The sequence below is a fragment of the Photobacterium piscicola genome (genome assembly GCF_046058925.1).
GTDB lineage: Bacteria > Pseudomonadota > Gammaproteobacteria > Enterobacterales > Vibrionaceae > Photobacterium > Photobacterium piscicola.
The window spans coordinates 1,091,085-1,113,208 of the sequence record NZ_CP175535.1 but is presented as its reverse complement, the minus strand read 5'-3'; the positions used below and the strand labels follow the sequence as shown (position 1 = coordinate 1,113,208).

Here is a 22,124-nt window from a genome sequence, read left to right as displayed (position 1 = left end):
TCTTATTTAGACGCGATCAACTTTTCTAGTAATTCCTGTTTATCTTCATCACTTAACTTTTCAATAGCGCACACAAGCTCTGCACTTAATTCATTCTCGCAGAAGAAGTAATGTAGCGGAACGCCTAGCTCTTCAGCCATACGCTTCAAAGTGCCAATATCAGGTACATGACGGCCTTTTTCATAATGATTCATTCGGCCACTAGCCGAGCTTTCTTCCATACCTATTTTCACCCCTAAATCCTTCTGGGTGATTTTTGCTTTTTTACGCGCAGCTTTGAGCCTCGCTGGAATGGGGTTGTTGTATTCCACTTAGACATTTCTTTTAAACCTATAGATAACTTAGATTGTCTAAGTTTTACTGATTTTTGTATACTTAGCAATCCTAAGTTTTTATTGGTCTAAATTTACACATGAATACAATCATCAAAATAAATGCTCATATGTTTAACCTATTGATTGAAAATAAGAGGATGATTTTTCGGTGATAGAGCTCAGAGATGCGCTACTGAGTCTGGATGTGTCGTTTACTGATAAAGAAGAAGCGAGACAATATGTCTATAGACAGCTTCTATCGTTTGAAAAAAATGGATGGCTAACATCTTTAGGAAAAAGAAGAGATAAACGTTACTCAATAACAGATCTATTTCGAACTCAATCTTTTGCGCCAAAAAGTGATGAAAAAGTAAAAGCATCAAATTGTGTTGGCAACATTATCGAAATCCTAGTTCAAGAGAAAAAGGAGTATGAAGCGGAACTTGCGATTACATTGGGTGAAGTTGAAGAATATCAATCATTACTTAATCGTTTCCCTAATGATGAGGAAATATTGATCCCGCTTTTTGATACAGCTAAAGAACGTTCCGCTAAACTTTTGGGCAAAGTAAATGCGTTAACAAATCGTTTGCAGGTAAAAAATAGTAAGGTGTCCCTATGCTGAGGCTTTGGCAGTCGGAATGTGTTAATAAAGCGTTAGATAAATATATAAATGGATATTCACACTTCTTTTGCCAAGCGACTCCAGGTGCTGGAAAGACCATCATGGCCGCGAATGTCGCCAAATCATTATTGGATAATGATGAAATAGACTTAGTACTCTGTTTTTCGCCTTCTTCTGCAGTAGCAGAGGGAATAAAAGCGACATTTTCATCTTATTTATCATGCGCGTTTAGTGGTGGGTTAGGGACTTTAGGGGCATCTTACACATACCAAAGCATCAAATATCTTGATGATTCCTTTTGGAAAACGTTAAAAAAGTATCGAATTTTTGTCGTGTTTGATGAAATCCATCATTGTTCGTTTGACGAGGATGGGAAAAGTAATTCATGGGGAGAGCAAGTCGTATGTAAAGTACAGCGGCTAGCTAAATATACATTAGCGCTATCGGGTACACCTTGGCGCTCTGATCGTTTACCCATAGCAATGGCAGAATATTCTGATCCTGAAGGAATGCTAGTCTGTGATTATCAATACACGTTAAATCAAGCGGTTAATGATAATGTTTGTCGTCGGCCTAAGATTGTATTGGTTGATAATGAAGGTTTATCTATTAAAGATGAATCTAGCCACTCATTTCCATCAATTGCTGACTTACTTCAACATACAAAAGCGTCATACCAATCGATTATTCATAATCAAGCTGCTGTTATCTATATATTAAAGTTGGCTTGTACAAAGCTCAGCGAGATTAGAAAAAGAACAGCTAATGCAGCAGGGCTGATTGTTGCCGCTTCAGTATCACATGCTAAATGGATACAAAAGTTGTTAGATGTTGAACTTAAACAAACTGCTTCTATCGTTACTTATCACCATCAATCTCCAATGGAAGAGATTCAGCGTTTTAGAAATGATAAAACGCAGTGGATAGTCAGTGTGGGAATGATTAGTGAAGGTACTGATATACCAAGGCTTCAAGTTTGTTGTCACTTAAGTGCGGTTAAAACAGAGTTGTATTTTAGACAGGTATTGGGGCGTATTTTGCGTGTAACTAATAGCATTAATCAAGATGCATGGCTTTATACATTTGCTGAAAGTAACTTGGTAGAGTTTGCTGAACGTATAGAGCAAGATATACCAGAGTCTTGTTTGTATATTGATGTTGCTCAGTCTGTTAAAGACATCATTAGTGACACGAAAGTAAAAGCGACTGAAAGTACTGCGACTATTCAGAGTGGCTTTTCTTCACTCTTCATTGATTGGCAAGACGATGTGTCAAATAGCTCTAAAAGTGGTAGTGAAATGATTTATCAAGAATCTGAGCGTATAAAACTAGGACGTTATCGAGAACGAGTGATAGCAGCTTTTGGATAGTAATCTTTAATGTAACTATGTGATCAGATTACTTAAATATTTAAGACTTGTTACTTTGAAATACTTCTATCATATGAACTTTGTTATATAATCATCTGCAATTACAGATGGATTAAAGTCATATGGTCGAAAAATTTTCCAAATCTCAGCTTTCTGAAGCCGACATTATTTCTAAATTTATCCTTCCAGCTATTAAAGCTAATGGCTGGAATGATATGACGCAAATTCGCCAGGAAGTAAAATTACGAGATGGTAAGGTCGTCGTACGAGGTCAAATTGCGGCTCGTAAAAAAGTGAAATCTGCTGATATTGTGTTGTACCACAAGCCGAGTATTCCGCTTGCCGTTGTTGAAGCTAAAGCTAACAAGCACGAAATCGGCAAAGGCATGCAGCAGGGATTGGATTACGCATCATTGCTTGAAGTTCCATTCGTTTTTGCTAGTAATGGTGATGGTTTTATTTTTCACGATAAAACAAATCCAGCAAAGCTAGAGTCTGAAATTAATTTAGAAGATTTCCCTTCCCCACAAATGCTGTGGGAAAAGTATTGCCAATGGAAAGGCTATACTGCTACACAATTACCATTGATCACGCAAGATTACTATGACGATGGTAGTGGTAAGTCTCCACGTTATTATCAATTAAATGCGATTAATAAGACTATTGAAGCCGTATCTTCTGGTGAAGACCGTATCTTGCTAGTGATGGCGACGGGCACCGGTAAAACCTATACCGCATTTCAAATCATCTGGCGCCTTTGGAAATCAGGGGCTAAGAAACGTATTCTTTTCCTAGCTGATCGTAATATTTTGGTCGATCAAACCAAAAATAACGATTTTCAGCCGTTTGATACCGCAATGACCAAAATTGGTAATCGTAGTATCGACCCTGCTTTTGAAATTCACCTTGGTTTATATCAAGCTATGACTGGGCAAGAAGAAGGCAAGAAAATCTTCAAGAATGTCAGTCCTGACTTCTTTGATTTAATTGTTGTGGATGAGTGCCATCGAGGAAGTGCGTCTGAAGATAGTGCATGGCGTGAAATTCTTGAATATTTTAAGTCTGCGACTCAAATAGGTTTAACCGCAACCCCCAAAGAAACAGACGAAGTCTCTAACATCGAATACTTTAAAGAGCCTGTCTATACCTATTCGTTAAAACAAGGTATTGAAGATGGTTTTCTTGCTCCTTACAAAGTGGTTCGCATTGATTTAGACGTTGATTTACAAGGTTGGCGACCAACAAAAGGGCAGAAAGATAAACACGGTGAAACCATTACAGATCGAATCTACAATCAGAAAGACTTCGATCGCACCATGGTGATTGATGAGCGTACAGAATTAGTCGCTCAAACCATCACGAACTATTTAAAACGTACGGATCCAATGGCAAAAACCATCGTCTTTTGTAACGATATTGACCATGCCGAGCGCATGCGTCGTGCCATTGCCAATTGCTGTCCTGAGCAAATGGCTAAAAATGAAAAGTATGTAATGAAAATTACTGGCGATGATCAAATTGGTAAAGCTCAACTAGATAATTTCATTAATCCTAAAAAGGCATATCCAGTTATTGCAACAACCTCAGAATTAATGACCACTGGAGTTGATGCAAAAACGTGTAAGTTAATTGTCCTCGATTCGACGATTAAATCGATGACAAAGTTTAAGCAAGTTATTGGTCGCGGAACGCGCATTGATGATCGCTACGGCAAACTATGGTTTTCGATTTTAGATTTTAAAAAAGCGACAGAATTATTTGCTGATGAACGCTTTGATGGTTCGCCTGAACAAGTAAAAGTGGCGAAACCTGGTGACTTTGAAAATCCAGAAGATCTGGATGATATTGTCAATGGTACTGATGGAGAAGATTCATCAGAAACACCATTTGGCGACGATGATATTGACCCGAATACAATTTTAGAGCCGACACCACCGTCATATACTCCATCAGGAGATGACAATACACCGCAAGGTGTTGATGATCCTGTTCAGGAAGAAGTAAAGAAATTCCATGTGTCAGGTGTCACTGTCACTAAAATTGCTGAGCGTGTGCAATATTACGATAGTGATGGCAAGTTAGTGACGGAGTCATTTAAAGACTACACACGTAAAGCCATGGCAACGCAATTTTCCTCGTTAGACGATTTTACCAAACGTTGGAATGATGCCGATCGCAAGCAAGCGATTATTGATGAATTAGCTGAGCTTGGCATTATTTGGGATGCATTAGAACAAGAAGTGGGTAAAGATATGGATCCATTCGATATGATTTGTCATGTCGTTTATGATCAGCCAGCACTTACACGAAAAGAACGTGCAGAGAACGTTAAAAAGCGTAATTACTTTACCAAGTACGGTGAAACAGCGCAGCAGGTGTTGAGTAATCTACTTGAAAAATATGCCGATGAAGGTGTGCAAGAGATTGAAAATATTCACGTTCTAAAAGTAAAACCGTTTGATGAACTGGGGCGCCCAATAGAAATCATCAAAAAAGGCTTTGGCGGCAAACCGCAATATTTAGAAGCAGTTAACGAACTTGAAGCTGCTATTTATCAGTCCGCATAAACTTATCAATATTAACAGGCTACAAACAGTGTAGCCTGTTCTTCGGAACACCCCATGCACATCTACCTATTTGGAAATCTGAACTCAGGTAAATCCACGCTGAGTCAGAAAATATCTCAATTTTTACCTTCATATAATTATTTATCATTGGATGAATTTCGCATTTTATACAGTGATGGTAGTGATCAAGGTGAACAGGAAGCCTGTGAACGTTTCGTTGCCGCTGTAAGTCAAACCTCAGACGCTATTATTGAATTTTCTGGCTATGGTCGTGTTGCTGAGTCATTGAAATTACAGTTAAAAACAAAACGTGGCATTTTGATTCATTGTGTCCGAGATATAGAAAAGAGTATTTCGGCTATCAATGCTGATAAATATGCAAAAATTCCTTATCCAGAGTCATATAAAAAAGCACAAAGCATAGCAGAAACCATTCGATTTCTTGCTGATAAAGTCACGCTAAAGACGCTTGAATATTATTGGCAATGTCATATTTGGCAATCTTATTCGTTTGAATATGGACAAGATTTTTCTAAGTTCTGGCAATCATTTCCGCTTAGGCATCACCAGTGTTTAGATAAACTACGTCATGCTTTCGTTGATGATGTTGATGCTGAAACTGTTTTAGGTTTTGGGAGTTTAGGTGCAAATCGATTAACGACATTATCTGATCTTGATCTTTTTATTCAGTCAGATTTATCCGCTGATAAATGGTGTGAAAAGTTACTCGCTCTGTTGGGGAACGAATGTGTTCATGCCGACATACTGGGTACAAAAATAATATTACGCATGAAAAATCGTTTACTGGTAGAAGTAGTAATAGGGCGAACAACTTCTGAAATCTCACTCTATTATCGTGAATCGCAAATTCATAACGTTAACTTTACCGTTTTAAAAGGGACTACGGTTCAGGTTAAAGATCTTAAATCGATCACCCAACAGAAAAGCGATAACAAAGCAAAAGCGAGTGAATTAGCATCTCAAGTTTACTTTCTGTTTTGCTCGTTACCGACATTAATGGTTAAGGACGATGGTTATAAATACAGTTTTCATTGTTCGATAATGCAGCATTATTGTGTTCAGTTAGAACATATATTAATGGGAAAGCATCAACATAATTACTTACCTAAGTTTGCTGTTAATACGTTAGAAGACTTTCCATGGCAGGCGTTTTCAACATCACCGACAGTAATTAAAAAATCGCAATATGATGATTTGTTTCAATATCTTATGACACTGTTTTCATCTTTACAGCAACAAGAGCTCATTGATAATAAACATTACTTTTCAAAAGAAACCCTTTTTCTTCATCAAATTTCAACAGATCTATAAAGTAGGTAACATGCTGGAACGTATTGAGCTTAAGTCAATTAACTATCGACTTTGGTTGGTATTAATTCTTACGAGCCTTATTCCATTGGTGTATTCAACAACCCGTATTCACTTTTTAGGAGCGCTGCCTAATAGCTGGACATTCAGTATCGCAGCACAGGTTGCATGGCTAAATGTTGGCTATGAAGTGCTTAGTGAAGCGCTATTGGTGCCATTAGCTTTCATCTTAGGGCAGGTTATCAGTGATAATCGTCAGTTTCGTCAGCGAGCAAGTGTTTCTTTACTTATTACTATTGTTTGTTATGTGATTTTAACGGTTATTGTTTTAGCGTTAACACCACAGCTTGTTGGTGCAATGCAGCAGCAAGCAGAGCTATTGAATCGTACCGTTGACTATATTCGGCTAGAGTCCGTGGCTATTTTACTGTCTAGTGTTTATGCCTTTTTGTCGTTGGTTCTGGTATTAAAAAATCAGAAAAATGCCTTGTGTGGTCTACTTATTGCACAAATGGTAATGACAATCCTGTGTGATAGTGCTTTGGTTAGCCAATTTTCATTCTCAATGCAATTGGGAGTAAATGGCATTGCAGTCAGCAATATTATCGTAAATAGCGTGCTTGCTATTGTTGCTCTGATATATCTATCGAAATCTGGCGTGAGCTTAAACCTCAATATTAGCGAATTTAATCATCGAGACTGGTTAAAAGAGTGGGCAATTATTGGTTGGAAATCGGGTCTAGAGTCGTTTGTTCGTAATACAGCATTCATTGTGATGATCTTACAGCTAGTGAATCAGGTTCAGCAGTCGGGCACTTATTGGTTAGCAAACCAGTTTATTTGGGGGTGGCTATTACTACCGGTCTTAACGCTGGGGCAATTGGTTAAACAAGATGCAGCAACCCATAATGGCTTAACCTCACAGCGGGTAAATAGTTACCTTTGGTTAAGTGTTGGCATTGTTGCTACATGGTTACTTACAGCACCACAGTGGCAGAGCTTTATCGCTAATGTGATGGGGATCAGTGATGTAGCGCCTGTTATGCATTTGATTGGGTTACTGGTTGGTTTTTATATCGTATTTAGCCTTAATAATGTTATCGATAGCTATTTTTACGGTATCGGCCGAACAGATTTAATGCTCTATCAGTCATTGCTTGTTAACAGTATTTTTTATGGTAATGCTTTTGCTTTGTATCAAATAGGCATATTCGTTCCAACATTAGATCGTATAGCTATCATGTTTGGACTAGGTATTACTATTGATGCCTTAATAACATGGGTTCTATATTCGATTTTACGAAGAAAAGTGAATGCTAATTACACAATGATGCCGAATTAATTTACCAATACCACCAATAAGTTGAACATTTTCTCAACACCCTTTAAAGCGTATCTTTTTGATACGCTTTTTTGTTAACTGTATATCTAATCATTATGCGTTTAATGGTACAATTCCCCACAATTTCAGTTAGCTAAAGTAGTAAAACATGTCTATCAGTTCCGTAATTAAATCTATTCAAGACATTATGCGTAAAGACGCTGGTGTAGATGGTGACGCACAGCGCCTTGGTCAAATGTCGTGGCTATTATTCCTTAAGGTTTTTGATGCTCAAGAAGAAGAGTTAGAGCTGGAACAAGATGATTACCAAGCACCGATTGACGAAAAATACTTATGGCGTAACTGGGCAGCAGATGCAGAAGGGATCACTGGCGAAAAATTACTTGAGTTTGTCAACGATGACCTGTTTTATCATTTAAAAAACATGCTAGTTAATGGCGAGAAAAATCCTCGTGGTTTAGTAGTAAAAGCTGCGTTTAGTGATGCATTTAACTATATGAAAAATGGCACATTGCTTCGCCAAGTGATCAACAAGCTAAATGAAATCGATTTTACCGATTCAACCGAGCGTCATCTGTTTGGTGATATTTACGAACAAATATTAAAAGACCTACAAAGTGCAGGTAATTCGGGTGAGTTTTATACTCCTCGTGCTATTACGAAGTTTATTGTAAAAGTAACTGATCCAAAATTGGGTGAATCTATTATGGATCCCGCTTGTGGTACAGGCGGTTTTTTAGCGTGCTCGTTTGATCATGTAAAAGAGAATTATGTAATAACCTCAGCTGACCATGAAACGCTGCAAAAGCAAATTCACGGGGTAGAGAAAAAACAGCTGCCACATTTGTTGTGTACTACCAATATGATGTTGCATGGTATTGAAGTGCCAGTGCAAATTAAACACGGTAATACCTTAAATAAACCTCTTTCAAGTTGGGATGATGAAATTGACGTTATCGTCACTAACCCGCCATTTGGTGGTACGGAAGAAGATGGCATCGAAAAGAACTTCCCTGCCGAGATGCAAACCCGTGAAACCGCCGATCTGTTTTTACAGCTAATTATTGAAGTGCTTGCTGCCCCTGTAAATGGTAAACAAGGTGGCCGAGCTGCGGTTGTATTGCCCGATGGCACACTATTCGGTGAAGGTGTTAAAACCAAAATCAAAAAGATGCTGACCGAAGAGTGTAACTTACACACCATCGTTCGTTTGCCAAACGGGGTATTTAACCCATACACAGGCATTAAAACCAATATTTTGTTCTTCACCAAAGGTAAGCCAACTAAAGAGGTATGGTTCTACGAGCATCCATACCCAGCAGGCGTGAAGAACTACAGCAAAACTAAGCCGATGAAGTTTGAAGAGTTCCAGCAAGAGATTGATTGGTGGGGCAATGAAGCGGACGGTTTTGCTTCACGTGTTGAAAATGAACATGCATGGAAAGTCTCAATTGAAGAAATCATCGAGCGTAACTTCAACTTAGACATTAAAAATCCGCATCAAGATGAAGTGATTGTCCATGATCCCCAAGAGCTATTGGCAAGCTACCAACAGCAGCAACAAGAGATCACAGAACTACGTAATCAGTTAAAGAACATCTTGGGTGATGCGCTGAAATCATCAACTGGCAGTGAGGCGTGATCATGACTGTTGAATCGTTAATTACCCAACACATTGATACGTGGACATCTGCAGTAAAAAATCAATCCACATCAGGGCGTGGTAGTCGCAAAAAATTAGAGTTGTATGGCGTTAAGAAACTCCGTGAGTTGATTTTAGAATTGGCTGTGCGTGGTAAGTTAGTGCCGCAAGATCCAAGTGATGAGCCTGCATCTGTATTGCTTGAACGCATTGCGGCTGAAAAAGCACAGTTGGTTAGAGATAAAATAATTCCAAGAACAAAAGCTCTTCCTGAATTACTCGATTCTGATATACCAAATGATTTACCAACAGGGTGGTCAATAGTTAGGTTAGGTAATTTAACTTCAAAACTGGGCTCAGGTAGTACGCCAAGAGGAGGCAAAACTGCATATGTTGAAGAGGGCGTACCATTTTTGCGTTCTCAAAATATACGAAACGAAGGTATTAAACTGGATGATATCGCATACATACCGATGGAAACTCATCAGAAAATGGAAAAAACTAAGGTTCTTCCTAATGATGTTTTGTTAAATATCACTGGTGCATCACTAGGTCGTTCAACGATATTTCCCGAAAGTTTATACGAAGCAAACGTAAGTCAGCATGTAACAATCATTCGCTTAATTGAAAGCAAAATGAGTAGCTTTATACATCTGGGTATTCTGTCTCCAATGGTGCAAAAACTTGTTTGGGGAAGACAAGTAGGAATGGCGATTGAGGGACTTAGTAAAAAAGTTCTCGAAATGTTTGAGTTCCCAGTGCCTCCTTTAGCTGAACAACACCGCATCGTCGCCAAAGTCGATGAATTAATGACACTTTGCGACCAACTAGAGCAACAAACCGAAGCCAGTATTGAAGCGCATCAGTTATTAGTGAGCACGTTACTCTGCACATTGGCTAACTCAGCTGATGCCAATGAGTTAATGGATAACTGGGCACGCATTAGCGATCACTTCGATACATTATTCACCACAGAAGAGAGCATCGATCAGCTAAAACAAACCATTTTGCAGTTAGCTGTGATGGGTAAACTTGTCCCACAAGATCCAAATGATGAACCTGCATCGGTGCTGCTAGAGCGTATTGCTCTGCATCAACAGTTAAGAATTAAAAATAAAGAGATTCAAAAACCTAAAAAAGTGGTCATTGACGATACTCTAGATTTAGAAACACCAAGTGGTTGGCATCAAGTGCTTTTAAACGACCTTGTGTTTGTTACAAAACTTGCAGGCTTTGAATATACCAAATACATAAATCTAGAGGATGCTGGGGATGTTGCTGTTATCCGAGCTCAAAATGTAAGACCGTTTTCACCAGATCTTGAAAATCTAAAATATATTGATAAAGAAACCTCTTTAAATTTACCTAGAAGTGCTATTGATCGACCTGCATTATTGGTTACATTCATTGGTGCTGGTATTGGTGATGTATGTGTTTTTAATAGAAAAGAACGGTGGCACCTTGCCCCAAATGTTGCAAAAGTAGAGCCTTATGCAGATTTAAATTTACATTATCTTTGTATATATCTTAATAGTCCAATAGGTAGAAAAGAACTATTTAAATCAATGAAATCAACTGCTCAACCAAGTCTATCTATGACAACAATTCGAGAAATTTGGGTTAAATTACCGCCGTGCACGGAACAAGTGAAGATTGTAAAAGTCGTTGAGAGTTTATTTTCTACATGTGAGCAACTTAAAAAACGATTAAAGGAATCTCAAGTTACTCAATTACACCTCACTGACGCTATCATTGAACAGGCTGTATAACCATGGCAATTGTCTTCAATCAGCCTCAAACTATTGCGCAGTTGTTGGGGGAATTACTCATAATTCCTGAGTATCAACGTCCATACAAATGGCAACCCAAGCACGTTAATCAGCTGATTGATGACATTATTCATCACCGTACTAAGCTGTGTTATCGGCTTGGTACGGTGGTACTGCATCAAGACAAAGACTCAGAAAGTGCTGCGCTTAATATCGTTGATGGTCAGCAGCGCTTGCTGACACTAACCTTGCTTTGCACCATTCTGGACGAGGAAGAGAACAGCATTTCATCTAGCTTGCTTGAGCATAGATTTGAATCATCGGTCAGTATCGAAAACCTTAAGAATAATGCACAACTGATATCTGAGCGAGTAGCGAACCTGCCTGTGATAGAAAAACAGGAACTACTCAATTTTGTACTTAACAAGTGCGAGCTAATCCAAGTCACATTGGATGATTTGAGTGAAGCATTCCAGTTCTTCGATTCACAAAATGCACGTGGTAAAGCACTTGCCCCTCATGATTTGCTAAAAGCGTATCACCTGCGTGAAATGATGGACTCAACAGAACAAAATGAGCGTCTGCATCACGTCAGCTTGTGGGAGCAAGGCGTAAACCCAGATGATGAGTCTGCGAACTTGCACACCATCATGGGGGAGTTCTTGTTCCGAATGCGCCGCTGGGTTGATGGTGACTACGGCATCCAGTTTAGTCGTCACAATATTGATGTATTCAAAGGTATTAACCTAGACAGCACACAGTACGCTTATGTCGATTCCATGCTTGCGCTGGATTATGCGATTGAAACTTTCAATGCCGATCCTGCTCGCAAATGGGACAAGCAAACCAAGGGCTACCCATTCCAAGTCGATCAGGTGATGATCAACGGTAAGCGCTTCTTTGAGTACATTCAGCACTACATGGCTATTCACTCAGCCTTATTTGCTGGTAAAGATTCAAAGCTATTTTCATTCATTGAGACACACGCTAATTACAGTGGCAGCAACCGCAAAGGAGATAGCTACGTGCGAAACCTATTTTTGTGTGCGGTGATGTACTACTACGACAAGTTCGGAGATGTGGAGTTAGAGAAAGCAGCACAGATTTGTTATCGCTGGAGCTACTTCTTACGCCTTGACCTACAACGCATCGGGATGGAGTCGGTAGACAATCACGCTAAAGCGCGTAATGGGTTATTCAGAGCCATAAACAAAGCGGTTCACCCTCAGCAAGTGTTGAACTTTCAGCCGCCGTATATCAAAGAGCCTAAGTTCAACAACGCTAAGGGCGTTGAGGCATCTATTGAAGCAATGAAATCGGGAAGTCTTAATGAGTCAAACTAATCAAGTAGAGCAGTTATCCGTTAAAGCGCTTTTCGATAGCAAAACGCAATACGTGATCCCTATTTATCAGCGTAATTACGCTTGGGGCGCGACAGAGATTGAACAGCTTATTCAAGATATCAGTGATGCCGCAGGGCTTATTACCCAAGCAGAAGAAACCGTTACAGCCAAGCAAGATAAGTATTATCTGGGTAGCCTTGTGGTTTATCAGCGTACAACGCATTCGCAGCAATCGAATGTGGTGTATGAAACCATAGATGGTCAGCAAAGGCATACTACGCTTTCTATCTTATTGGCGTACCTAAAGCATCGTAATGTCTTGGGTTGCGATGAACTTGAAGCGTTAGCGATCAACTTAACCTTTGATAGTCGCCCAAAGTCTTCCAGAGCGTTAGACGATATTTATTCCGGTAATACCAATAGCGAGACAGAAGAGCCCAATATTCACGCTGCCTTCAACATTATTCAGCGTTACTTCAAAGCAAAGGGTTTAGATGATAAGGCGAAAACCAAGCAGTTCGTCGATTACCTATTAAAAAGCGTCACCATACTGAGAGTTGTTGTGCCGCCACAAACCGATCTTAACCACTATTTTGAGATCATGAACAACCGTGGTGAACAGCTAGAAAAGCATGAAGTATTAAAAGCGAAATTCATGGCGACACTGGCTAGCGATGAGGAAAGAGGCTGTTTTTCAACTATCTGGGATGCTTGTTCTAATATGACGCGTTATACCCAGATGGGCTTTCAATCAGATCTACGAAAAGCCGTATTCGGTGACAGTTGGCAGATGATGCCAGCTAACTTTGATGCCATTTTAGAAAAGCATACGAGCAAGCAGCAAAAGCAAGATGCCATGACGTTGCGAGATATCATCAAGAATAAGGCATCAAACTCAAACACTGATGATGAAGAGCGAGAGAAGGAAGAGCGTTTTGGTACGGTTATCGACTTCTCCAACTTTTTACTTCATGTGTTAAAACTAATGAATACGGAAGAGAGCGTTTCATTAGATGATAAGAAGCTAATCGATACGTTTATCTCTAAAGATGATGGCTTAAAGGTGAGTGCTAAAGCGTTTGTCTATGAGCTGCTTAAGTATCGCATTCTATTTGATAGTTACGTCATAAAACCAGATCAACACGATGAGAAGCGTAAGTGGAGTTTGTTAAGACTTAATGCGTACAAATACGGTAATAGTCTAAGCCCTGAGTATTCAAATGCGTTGACTGGCGATTATAACGAAAAAGTTCGTATGATATTGGCAATGTTCCATGTCTCGAACCCTGCTTTAGTTTACAAACGTTGGTTAAACGATACGTTGAGTATTTTGAATAAACATACAACGCAGCAATCGAATTTTGTTGTTGATGGCGAAGTGTACTTAAAAGAGCTTGAACGCCTAAGTGATCGTTATTTTAAAGAAATCACAGATGGTAAATGTTTAGCGTTTAGTGAAGGTGACCCAGGGGTATTGCATCAAGGTACAGGTGTTCAGAACTTTGTGTTTAACAGGTTGGATTACCTACTATGGAAGCGTTTATCGAACAATGAATCATTTGATGGTATTGGTAAAAAAGAACTTGGAAAGCACTTTGAGGATTTTCAGTTTTCATTCCGAACATCTGTTGAGCATTACTTCCCACAAACCGATCCATCTGGTGCAAGAAAGATGGAAGACGTTGATCGCTTTGGCAACCTTTGCCTCATTTCCCCAAGCAGTAACTCAAGGCTGAGTAATTACTCCCCACAAGATAAGAAGAAATTCTATCAAGAGAACAATCGTGCCGAGAGTTTAAAACAAGCCATTATGATGAGCTATGACGATTGGGGACCAGAAGGAAAAGGGAAGGCTAATATACAGAATCATGAAAAAGAGATGATTAATGTTTTGAATAACTAGGTTGTTATAAAAATAGCATCCTTAGCGTCTTGGCTTATGTTACTGAAATAATAAAATGAAATTGCTAACAGATTTAATTTCTACTCTAGGAAAAGAGACAAAAACTCTAAGTATTCGTGGTTTGCTTTATGATAGTGTTGAGCAAACCTCGAAAGGTACATATTTATTTACGAATTCTCAATCTTCCGATCAGTTTGAAACTCAATTGAGCTTTTTACATACTCTGTATCAGGATGGTCGTTTATTTAACCCTGAATACGCATCAGTTGTTCAGGATAAAAAGGGGTTTAGTAAGCGTCACACTTCAAAAACTTCTCTGATTTCATCGAATAAGACAAGTAAAACTCAATCGATGTATGGATTATCCTCTGATGAGACAATGGAGTTTGAAGAACTTTTACGTGAAATGCGCCCAATGAATTTTGTTAGTAGCAAGCAGCTATCAAACTATATTGTGAAGCATAAATTAGGGAATAAATATCCAAATATATCTGGCATTGCTCGTATGAGTAACGGCGAACGTGAATGGAATTTTGAAGGTGGATTTCCTCCTGAAATATATAAAATTATTTGCCAAGAATTAGATTTGTGTAATCAAGGAACAAGAAGTCGAGTGGTGGGTTTTTCGTCATTTGCTTCTTTAAGATAGTTTATTTAATTGGTATCAGATATGAGCCTTTACAATATTTCAAATAAAAGCCTAACTGCTTTAACGCAAACTACTTTTGCAGCTGAGGGATTACTTGAACGTCAAGATTTACAAGAAGCGTTAAAAGGTTGTATTGGTGCTATTGCACCTGACTGCTTAGTTATTTCTGAGGAGTTTTCAGATTGGGAAGACAGTCGTCGGCGTATTGATTTACTTGCTATTGATAAAAGAGCCAACTTGGTTGTGATCGAATTAAAACGTGATGAAATTGGGGCTCATATGGAGCTTCAGTCTTTACGTTATGCGGCCATGATATCGACGATGACGTTTGATAAAGCGTGTTCTTACTTTGAAGAATATATCGAAAAAGAAGAGTTAGAGCTGAATGCGCGTCAAACTATTCTCGACTTTGTTGATTTGGATGAAAGCAGTTTAGATGACTTTGGCAATGATGTTCGTATTGTTTTAGCTTCAGCTAATTTTGGCAAAGAGCTGACAACATCAGTGCTTTGGTTACGTGATAAAGGGATCGATATCAGTTGTGTGCGATTAACGCCATATCGTTACAATGACGATGTTTTAATCAATGCAGAGCAAATCATTCCTGTTCCTGAGGTTGAAGAGTATCAGGTTAAGTTCAGAGAAAAACAGGTAGAGCAACGAACCAGTAAAAAAACACAGCGAGATTACTCAAAATATCGTTTTAACGGGCAGATTTACAATAAACGTAAATTAGCATTAGCGATTTTAACGCATTGGATTAATGTTAAAAAACCAACTGACTTAGCTGAAGTTCATCGATCTCTTGAAGGTTATAATCTACCACGCGCTGTTGCTTTATTTGATCAGATCACTGAAAAGTATCTAAATCGTTACCATTCCTCTGAAAATGATCTTTTGACTTTAGATTCAGGGGAACTCATCGCTATTTCCAATCAATGGGGAGATAACATCCCTAGATTGTTAGATGCTATGAGTCAATACGGGATTCATGCTGAGAAGATAGAGGGGTAAATTTTTACGGGCATGACGTTGGTAAATTGAATTTTTTCGTTAATTAAACTGGTAATTATCAAATTAAGCGCCATACTAAAACTTAGTTATTCTAAGTTTTTGTGGTGAGTATGGATATTCAGTTGTATCAAGACGAATCGCTCGAAAGTATTCTTTTGCGACTCTCGCATGAGAAAGGCTACGAGCGATTTTCACATTTCGCTGAAGATATTTGGCATGAAGTATTAGTTAATTCAACGGCGATACCGGGGGCTTTTTCACTTTCGCTTGATTTAATTAATATCTATCACGCAAATACCACAAGCCAAATGCGTGTACGGACGTTAATGCATTTAGAACAACAATTAGGCATTAGCAATTATGGAATCTTACGCTTAGCTTTAATGCACTCAAAATCTATTTTTTCGCCTAATTTCAAAGCGATTAATAGACATGGCTGCGATTATCCTTTTTCCTTTCTAAGAAAACGTTTTACTCCTATATGCCCACACTGTTTAGCTGAAGCTTCTTATATACGCCAAGAGTGGCAATTTATCCCTATTCAAGCCTGTACGAAACACAAATGCCAACTTATTCACTTATGTCCAGAATGTGGTACTCGGCTGGAATATCAAAAGACAGAGAGTATCCATTATTGTAAGTGTGGATACGATCTGTCTAAAGCAAGCATCCAGATCGCTTTAGGTGGTCCACTGCAAGTTGTGCAATGGCTATCTGGTGAAGGTGTATTTGAACATGGCTTAATGAATAAGCAGTTGTCTAAATCCGAGCGATATGGTTTTTTGCTTTGGTATGTTCATCGATATGGCGATCGCGAAGATATTAATTTCGATGCATTTATTCGTTATTGTGGCTCTTGGCCAAATTTGTTGTGTAAAGAATTAGATGAGTTGATAAAAAAAACAGATAACACTCGAGTAAAAGGGTGGAAAAAAGTGTTTTTTAGTGAAGTATTTGCTGGTTTGTTAATTGATTGTAAGCAACTTCCAAGTTGTCAGTTAAGTCGAAATACAGTATCAACTCAAGTCTTAGCATATTTCATAAAGCTGATGGCTGAGACTCCTATAGATCCAAAGGGAAATATTAGTGATGTACTTTTAAGCCCTTTAGAAGCCTCGACGTTGCTTTCTTGTACAGTAGGTGAAATTAATCGGTTGTATAAGTTTGGGGAGATAAAGGCCATGATAAGACTAAAAAAACAGACTAATATAGATAGAAACGTATCTATTTTTTCACTACGAAGTGTAATAGAAACGAAATTAACTCGAATGTGTTCTGAATCTGATGGTTTAAGTTTATATCTATCTGAGTGGTAATCATGACGACATTAACTGATGTAATTGCATTAGATGATGCAAAAGTTAAGCAAGCCACACTAAAAAAGCTTTTTATGCCGTGGAGTCAAGATGTCGTTATTGATGGTTTTGAAAGAGAAGCTTTGGCGGTGTTACTGAATATAAGCTCAAATCACAAGAAAGATAAGTGTGATGACTTGTTAGACATTACTCGAGCAAAAAAGTATTTAAAAAATAAGGCTAACCATAGTTTATTCTTAGCTGAGGTTAAATGGTTTCATACTCACAACCTAAAATTCCCTGATTGTCGTGTAAACGGTCAAAGGCTTATTGCAAAACCTATTCTCACTGACGAATCTTTTATTTCAAGCTCAACATTAGAAGCTAGTTTAGGCTGGGCCCATAATAGTGCGTCTTATCGCCATCCAATTTGGCTGTTGAGTCCGTTTAGTTGGCAATCAAAGACGGTGACGATTTTATCGTTAATTGAACAGAAAGATCCTGTTTGGTTAGAAATCCTTTATGAATTTGGTTTGAGCTGTGAGCAACTTAAATATATACAGAGTATTTTACTCACTGATCTACCGAAAGAAACCCTTCCAACCAGTGTAAGCACTTTTAGTAAACAAGTAAGATTTCCTTGGAATAATGACTATGTGTCAATAACTCCAGTAGTGAGTCATTCAATTCAACGAGAATTAGAAGTTCGGTCTAGGGCTAAAGAAAGTAAATTACAGTTCACTTCTACATTTCTACCGAACCCACAAAATATTGGTTTTTTATGTGGCAGTGTTGGTGGGCATGTGCAAGTTTTAGATTATCCTTTGGGAGTAGAATTTAATCCTGACCAAACGTTGGTTGCGAGTCGTCAAAAAAAAGGACGTTATTTTGATGATTATCAGATAACTAACCTCAAAATCTGTCAGGTACTGAGTCATCTAGTTGAAATAGATCCGCTTAAAACACAAAAACAAAGAGATAGGGCACGTAAGGTACAAACTAATATTTTACGAAAGCAAATAGCCCTATGGATGTTACCATTACTTGAATTAAGGGATATTAAAGATGCCACGCCTGAAGATAAAATACCTGAATATCATGATCCTTTAGTTCAAGCATTTATGACGCAGCCAGAGTCTGAATTTACGTCGCTGTCTAGCAAGTTCAATCGACATATACATTTTATTTTCCAGAAAAACAAATATACAGCGAAGTTTGCTTATCATCCTAATCTTATTAATGTTGTGAAATCTCAAATTGACTGGATACTTGAGAAAATTAGTAAAGATAATTCTCAAGATGTTTATGTAAATTCAGAACAATATATCTACCTCTCACACTTGCGAGTGCAAGATGCCGTTGCTATGAGTAGTCCTTACTTATCCGGAGCTCCTTCACTATCGGCTATTTGGGGCTTTATGCATCAATATCAAAGAAAATTAAATGAGCTTGTAAATAATGATTTTCAATTTGAGTTTTCTAGTTTTTCGTTGTTTGTTAGAAGTGAAAATATTCAGAATACAGCGAAGTTAACCGAACCAAAGTCACCAATAAAAAAGAGAACAATATCTAATATCAAAAGACCGGCGATTATCGGTCAGCGTTTGTCAGATTTAGAGATTGATTTAATTATAAGAGTAAATAGTAACAAACAAATCGTAAGTCTTTTGTCGGAACTAAAAGCGGCGCTTCCCGAGGTATTTGCTGGAGGAGTAATCTACCAACCACCTATATCATTGAATATTAATTGGTTACGAACCTTTACTAGTAAAAGTGAGCTGTTTTATATCATTAAAGGTTTACCGGCATATGGATGCTGGTTATATCCAAGCAATCAGCAACCAAAGACTTTTGATGAACTTGAAGATTTTTTAAATGATAACGTAGATATAATTCCTGTATCGATGGGCTATCATTTTTTAGATCGTCCAACTAGCCGTGAAAATGCATTAACTGAGAGCCATGCCTATGCAGAAAATGTTTTAGGTATTGCTGAGCGACTAAATCCAATTGACGTTCGCCTTAATAGAAGAGAGCAATTTTTTAGTAATGCTTTTTGGGGGATAGAATCTAAACCTGAAACTATTCTTATAAAACAATATAAGGGTTAGTGCTATGAATTTATGTAATCAACTTAACTATCAACGTTCACTTTCAACAGGTAAAGCTTATTTCTATTACTTGTCTAAAGATAATGCAATATGTGCTCTTGAGAAAGATAGATCGGTAATACGAGCACCTAAGGGTGGGTATGCTGAAGCATACAATGGGAATAACTACGAACCTAAGAATTTAGCGCCACAAGATTTAGCCTACTCTAATTTATTACGAATTGAAGAATGTTATGTTCCGCCTGGTGTAAATGAAGTTTATTTAGGTTTTTCTATGCGTATAAACGCAAACTCAATTAAGCCATTGGTTTGTAATAGTGATGATGTGCGAAATACACTTATTGAGTTGGCAGAAGTTTATAAAAATTTAGGCGGATATTCTGAACTGGCTTGTCGTTATGCTAAGAATATATTGATGGGAACATGGTTATGGCGTAATAGAGGACCTCGATGTTTACAAATAGAGATTACAACGAGTGAATCAGATAAATATGTTATTGAAAATGCAATTAAACTTAATTGGTATGATGAGTGGGATAAGCAGTCAAAAAAAATTTTGAACAATTTAACCGCTTATCTGGAGAAAGCCTTATCTGATCCAGCAGGGTATTTTTATATTGATATTTTAGCAAAAATGACAGTCAACTGGGGAGATGAAATATATCCAAGTCAAAAGTTTTTAGATATCAAAGAAGATGGAGTACCTACAAAGCAGCTTAAAACTGCTACGTTTGAAAATGGAAAGGAAACGGTTTCACTTACTGGGCCAAAAGTTGGAGCAGCCATACAGACCATAGATGATTGGTGGTGTGATGATGCAGATAAGCCATTGAGAGTAAATGAATATGGGGCCGATAGAGAGTATGTTATTGCAAGGCGACATCCAACTTTTAATAATGACTTTTATCATTTGATTAGAAATACAGAAGGTTTGATTAGTGATATGCGGTCATCAAAAACTATACCTAATGATGTTCACTTTATTATGTCTGTTTTAATTAAAGGTGGCCTATTTAATTGTTCAAGTTCTAGCTAAGAGGCCGGTATGAATAAGAGATACTACTTCTTAATACGTTATTTACCTGCTCATACTGATAATGAGTTATTGGCAGGCCGATGTATTTCGCAGATGCATTTTTTTATTTTTGATAATAATCAAGCGATGAATAAAGTAGGGATAAGCTTCCCTGACTGGAGTACAGCCTCGGTTGGAGAGTCAATTGCTTTTATTGGAGATGAAAAAGATTTGATTACTGGGCTCTCTTTTCAGCCTTACTTTTCTTTGATGGTAAAAGAAGGGATTTTTGAACTTTCAAGTGTACTGGAAGTACCAGAAAGAGTGACAGAAGCACGTTTTACTCGTAATCAGAATATTGAAAAGAACTTTTTAGGCTCAAAGAGGCGACGAATAAAGAGAAGTATCGCTAGAGGGGAGTTGTCTGATATTACAAAGACATTACCAACAAGCAAAGAAGAGCGTGTACTTGAACCATTCCACAGAGTACCAATATCTAGTGTATCGTCAGGAAAAGAATTTATTTTATTTATACAAAAAGAGATTGCAGATAAACGATACAGCGCAAATTTTAATACCTACGGTCTTGCAACAAATCAGGATCGAAGAGGAACAGTTCCTGATTTAATTTTTAACCCTTTTTTGAAGTGAATATTTATTTTTAATAAAAACAGTTGCTTATAGATATGGTAAATAAAAAGGTATTTTGATGATTAAAGTAATAAAAAGACTACGAATCAATGAGATGTTTGCTATTATTTATAGTGTCCCGCCGAGTAGGCAGCTAAGAAATTGCTACAGTCCCTTTCAAGGTTCTAGGTAAGGTGTCCCGCCGAGTAGGCAGCTAAGAAATCCCTCTTATTATTAAAGTGGTTACTGATGATGTGTCCCGCCGAGTAGGCAGTTAAAAAAATGAAGGGAAAGTAAATAGGCCTATTATATTGATGTTCCGCCGAACAGGCAGTGTATTGGTCAAGTATAATATTTTTCACTTAAGTTTATTACTAATCAAAAGCTCTCTAATACAGAGAGCTTTTTCTTGTGTTCATGCTGTAGTGCTATATGTCAACGTTGTGTTACATGCCATCATTCTATGCAGACTGATATGATAACAACTTTAATACACTTATTATTGATTTATATTGATAATCAATGGGTTGTGAGAAATTGAGGCCGTCAATTTCCCTCGGTAATAATATAAACGACAAAGTCACTTGGTAGTTAATGTACGACAGAATCGCTTGGTGATCACAATGAGTTAGCTGTCGTGGCTAGCTCAGAAATTCTCATTCCTACTTAGATCTTTTACTTATTCATATTGTATTAACGTGGTTTTGGATTAGTTTTATTAGGCTAATCAAGCTTATTTAATACATTTCTTACTTTCTACATTTCAAATAAACAGTTTAAAACAAAATAATGCAATCAAGCTCATGATATTTATGAATTAAATTGATTATGATTGCATCGTTTTATTTATATGTTTTTTTCCGTTTTTATTGTGGGATGATTATGAAATCAATTAAAAAAGTAAAGTCTATTTTTGCGATAGGTGTTTTGCTTTCAGTATTTAGTACTACTACGTTTGCCGATATGTTTCAACCAAGTCATTCGTGCTCAACACCTTATAAACCCTACCAGTTTAATAACCAGTATGAAGTAGATAGCTTCAATGATGATGTAAGTAGCTATCAACAATGTATTAATGACTTTGTTGAAGAACAAAATGATGCAGCAAGAAATCATGCAGAGGCAGCAGAGCAAGCTATCAACGATTGGAATAATTTTGTAAATTACGAGCTGAATTAAACGTGAACTCAAAGTTATTAGTGGAAG

The 22,124-nt window shown here is 37.7% G+C and carries 16 protein-coding genes and 1 pseudogene; 16 read left to right on the top strand and 1 reads right to left on the bottom strand.

Annotated features, from left to right (window positions below; all coding sequences use genetic code 11):
• Positions 1 to 2: 2 nt before the first annotated feature.
• Complete coding sequence (locus ACJZU6_RS19625; protein WP_408901167.1) at positions 3 to 311, bottom strand: helix-turn-helix domain-containing protein; 309 nt, start codon at positions 309 to 311, stop codon at positions 3 to 5.
• A gap of 101 nt (positions 312 to 412) precedes the next feature.
• On the opposite strand from ACJZU6_RS19625, the pseudogene ACJZU6_RS19620 reads away from it, so the two are divergent.
• The 16 genes and pseudogenes from ACJZU6_RS19620 (at position 413) to ACJZU6_RS19545 (ending at position 22,097) form a co-directional block, all read left to right on the top strand.
• Positions 413 to 939, top strand: a pseudogene (locus ACJZU6_RS19620) (hypothetical protein).
• Positions 933 to 2,309: a DEAD/DEAH box helicase gene (locus tag ACJZU6_RS19615; protein WP_408901166.1), complete on the top strand. Its 1,377-nt coding sequence runs from the start codon at positions 933 to 935 to the stop codon at positions 2,307 to 2,309. Before ACJZU6_RS19620 ends, ACJZU6_RS19615 begins: the two are co-directional and overlap by 7 nt.
• Positions 2,310 to 2,431: 122 nt before the next feature.
• Entirely contained in the window at positions 2,432 to 4,876 is a 2,445-nt protein-coding gene (hsdR, locus tag ACJZU6_RS19610) for an EcoAI/FtnUII family type I restriction enzme subunit R (protein WP_408901165.1), read from the top strand.
• Positions 4,877 to 4,930: 54 nt separating this feature from the next.
• Positions 4,931 to 6,208 (top strand): hypothetical protein, encoded by a 1,278-nt coding sequence (locus ACJZU6_RS19605; protein WP_408901164.1) that lies wholly within the window; start codon positions 4,931 to 4,933, stop codon positions 6,206 to 6,208.
• 10 nt (positions 6,209 to 6,218) lie between these two features.
• Positions 6,219 to 7,547, top strand: coding sequence for an MATE family Na+-driven efflux transporter (locus ACJZU6_RS19600; protein WP_408901163.1), 1,329 nt, complete (start codon positions 6,219 to 6,221; stop codon positions 7,545 to 7,547).
• A 148-nt stretch (positions 7,548 to 7,695) separates the two neighbouring features.
• A complete protein-coding gene (locus tag ACJZU6_RS19595; protein ID WP_408901162.1) occupies positions 7,696 to 9,189 on the top strand; it encodes an N-6 DNA methylase in 1,494 nt (497 codons plus the stop codon).
• Positions 9,190 to 9,191: 2 nt separating this feature from the next.
• Positions 9,192 to 10,958, top strand: coding sequence for a restriction endonuclease subunit S (locus ACJZU6_RS19590; RefSeq protein WP_408901161.1), 1,767 nt, complete (start codon positions 9,192 to 9,194; stop codon positions 10,956 to 10,958).
• A gap of 2 nt (positions 10,959 to 10,960) precedes the next feature.
• A complete protein-coding gene (locus ACJZU6_RS19585; protein ID WP_408901160.1) occupies positions 10,961 to 12,301 on the top strand; it encodes a DUF262 domain-containing protein in 1,341 nt (446 codons plus the stop codon).
• The gene (locus ACJZU6_RS19580) at positions 12,288 to 14,204 is read left to right on the top strand and encodes a DUF262 domain-containing protein (protein ID WP_408901159.1); all 1,917 of its coding nucleotides are present in this window, start codon (positions 12,288 to 12,290) and stop codon (positions 14,202 to 14,204) included. The genes ACJZU6_RS19585 and ACJZU6_RS19580 overlap by 14 nt, the downstream gene beginning before the upstream one ends.
• Positions 14,205 to 14,259: 55 nt before the next feature.
• Complete coding sequence (locus ACJZU6_RS19575) at positions 14,260 to 14,853, top strand: hypothetical protein (RefSeq protein ID WP_408901158.1); 594 nt, start codon at positions 14,260 to 14,262, stop codon at positions 14,851 to 14,853.
• A 21-nt stretch (positions 14,854 to 14,874) separates the two neighbouring features.
• A complete protein-coding gene (locus ACJZU6_RS19570) occupies positions 14,875 to 15,867 on the top strand; it encodes a hypothetical protein (RefSeq protein WP_408901157.1) in 993 nt (330 codons plus the stop codon).
• A 104-nt stretch (positions 15,868 to 15,971) separates the two neighbouring features.
• A complete protein-coding gene (locus ACJZU6_RS19565) occupies positions 15,972 to 17,183 on the top strand; it encodes a TniQ family protein (RefSeq protein ID WP_408901156.1) in 1,212 nt (403 codons plus the stop codon).
• A 2-nt stretch (positions 17,184 to 17,185) separates the two neighbouring features.
• Positions 17,186 to 19,273 carry a type I-F CRISPR-associated protein Csy2 gene (locus ACJZU6_RS19560; protein WP_408901155.1) on the top strand — a complete coding sequence of 696 codons (2,088 nt, stop codon included), beginning with the start codon at positions 17,186 to 17,188 and terminating at the stop codon, positions 19,271 to 19,273.
• A 4-nt stretch (positions 19,274 to 19,277) separates the two neighbouring features.
• Entirely contained in the window at positions 19,278 to 20,309 is a 1,032-nt protein-coding gene (gene csy3, locus ACJZU6_RS19555; protein WP_408901154.1) for a type I-F CRISPR-associated protein Csy3, read from the top strand.
• A gap of 9 nt (positions 20,310 to 20,318) precedes the next feature.
• On the top strand, positions 20,319 to 20,939 hold the full coding sequence (cas6f, locus tag ACJZU6_RS19550) for a type I-F CRISPR-associated endoribonuclease Cas6/Csy4 (RefSeq protein ID WP_408901153.1): 621 nt from the start codon (positions 20,319 to 20,321) through the stop codon (positions 20,937 to 20,939).
• An 861-nt stretch (positions 20,940 to 21,800) separates the two neighbouring features.
• Positions 21,801 to 22,097 (top strand): hypothetical protein, encoded by a 297-nt coding sequence (locus tag ACJZU6_RS19545; RefSeq protein ID WP_408901152.1) that lies wholly within the window; start codon positions 21,801 to 21,803, stop codon positions 22,095 to 22,097.
• The last annotated feature ends 27 nt before the right edge of the window (positions 22,098 to 22,124 follow it).

Bases quoted from the DNA above. Each gene is read 5' to 3' on its own strand.
- ACJZU6_RS19615 (WP_408901166.1), top strand. From the start codon at position 933: ATGCTGAGGCTTTGGCAGTCGGAATGTGTTAATAAAGCGTTAGATAAA.
- hsdR (WP_408901165.1), top strand. From the start codon at position 2,432: ATGGTCGAAAAATTTTCCAAATCTCAGCTTTCTGAAGCCGACATTATT.
- ACJZU6_RS19605 (WP_408901164.1), top strand. From the start codon at position 4,931: ATGCACATCTACCTATTTGGAAATCTGAACTCAGGTAAATCCACGCTG.
- ACJZU6_RS19600 (WP_408901163.1), top strand. From the start codon at position 6,219: ATGCTGGAACGTATTGAGCTTAAGTCAATTAACTATCGACTTTGGTTG.
- ACJZU6_RS19595 (WP_408901162.1), top strand. From the start codon at position 7,696: ATGTCTATCAGTTCCGTAATTAAATCTATTCAAGACATTATGCGTAAA.
- ACJZU6_RS19590 (WP_408901161.1), top strand. From the start codon at position 9,192: ATGACTGTTGAATCGTTAATTACCCAACACATTGATACGTGGACATCT.
- ACJZU6_RS19585 (WP_408901160.1), top strand. From the start codon at position 10,961: ATGGCAATTGTCTTCAATCAGCCTCAAACTATTGCGCAGTTGTTGGGG.
- ACJZU6_RS19580 (WP_408901159.1), top strand. From the start codon at position 12,288: ATGAGTCAAACTAATCAAGTAGAGCAGTTATCCGTTAAAGCGCTTTTC.
- ACJZU6_RS19575 (WP_408901158.1), top strand. From the start codon at position 14,260: ATGAAATTGCTAACAGATTTAATTTCTACTCTAGGAAAAGAGACAAAA.
- ACJZU6_RS19570 (WP_408901157.1), top strand. From the start codon at position 14,875: ATGAGCCTTTACAATATTTCAAATAAAAGCCTAACTGCTTTAACGCAA.
- ACJZU6_RS19560 (WP_408901155.1), top strand. From the start codon at position 17,186: ATGACGACATTAACTGATGTAATTGCATTAGATGATGCAAAAGTTAAG.
- csy3 (WP_408901154.1), top strand. From the start codon at position 19,278: ATGAATTTATGTAATCAACTTAACTATCAACGTTCACTTTCAACAGGT.
- cas6f (WP_408901153.1), top strand. From the start codon at position 20,319: ATGAATAAGAGATACTACTTCTTAATACGTTATTTACCTGCTCATACT.
- ACJZU6_RS19545 (WP_408901152.1), top strand. From the start codon at position 21,801: ATGAAATCAATTAAAAAAGTAAAGTCTATTTTTGCGATAGGTGTTTTG.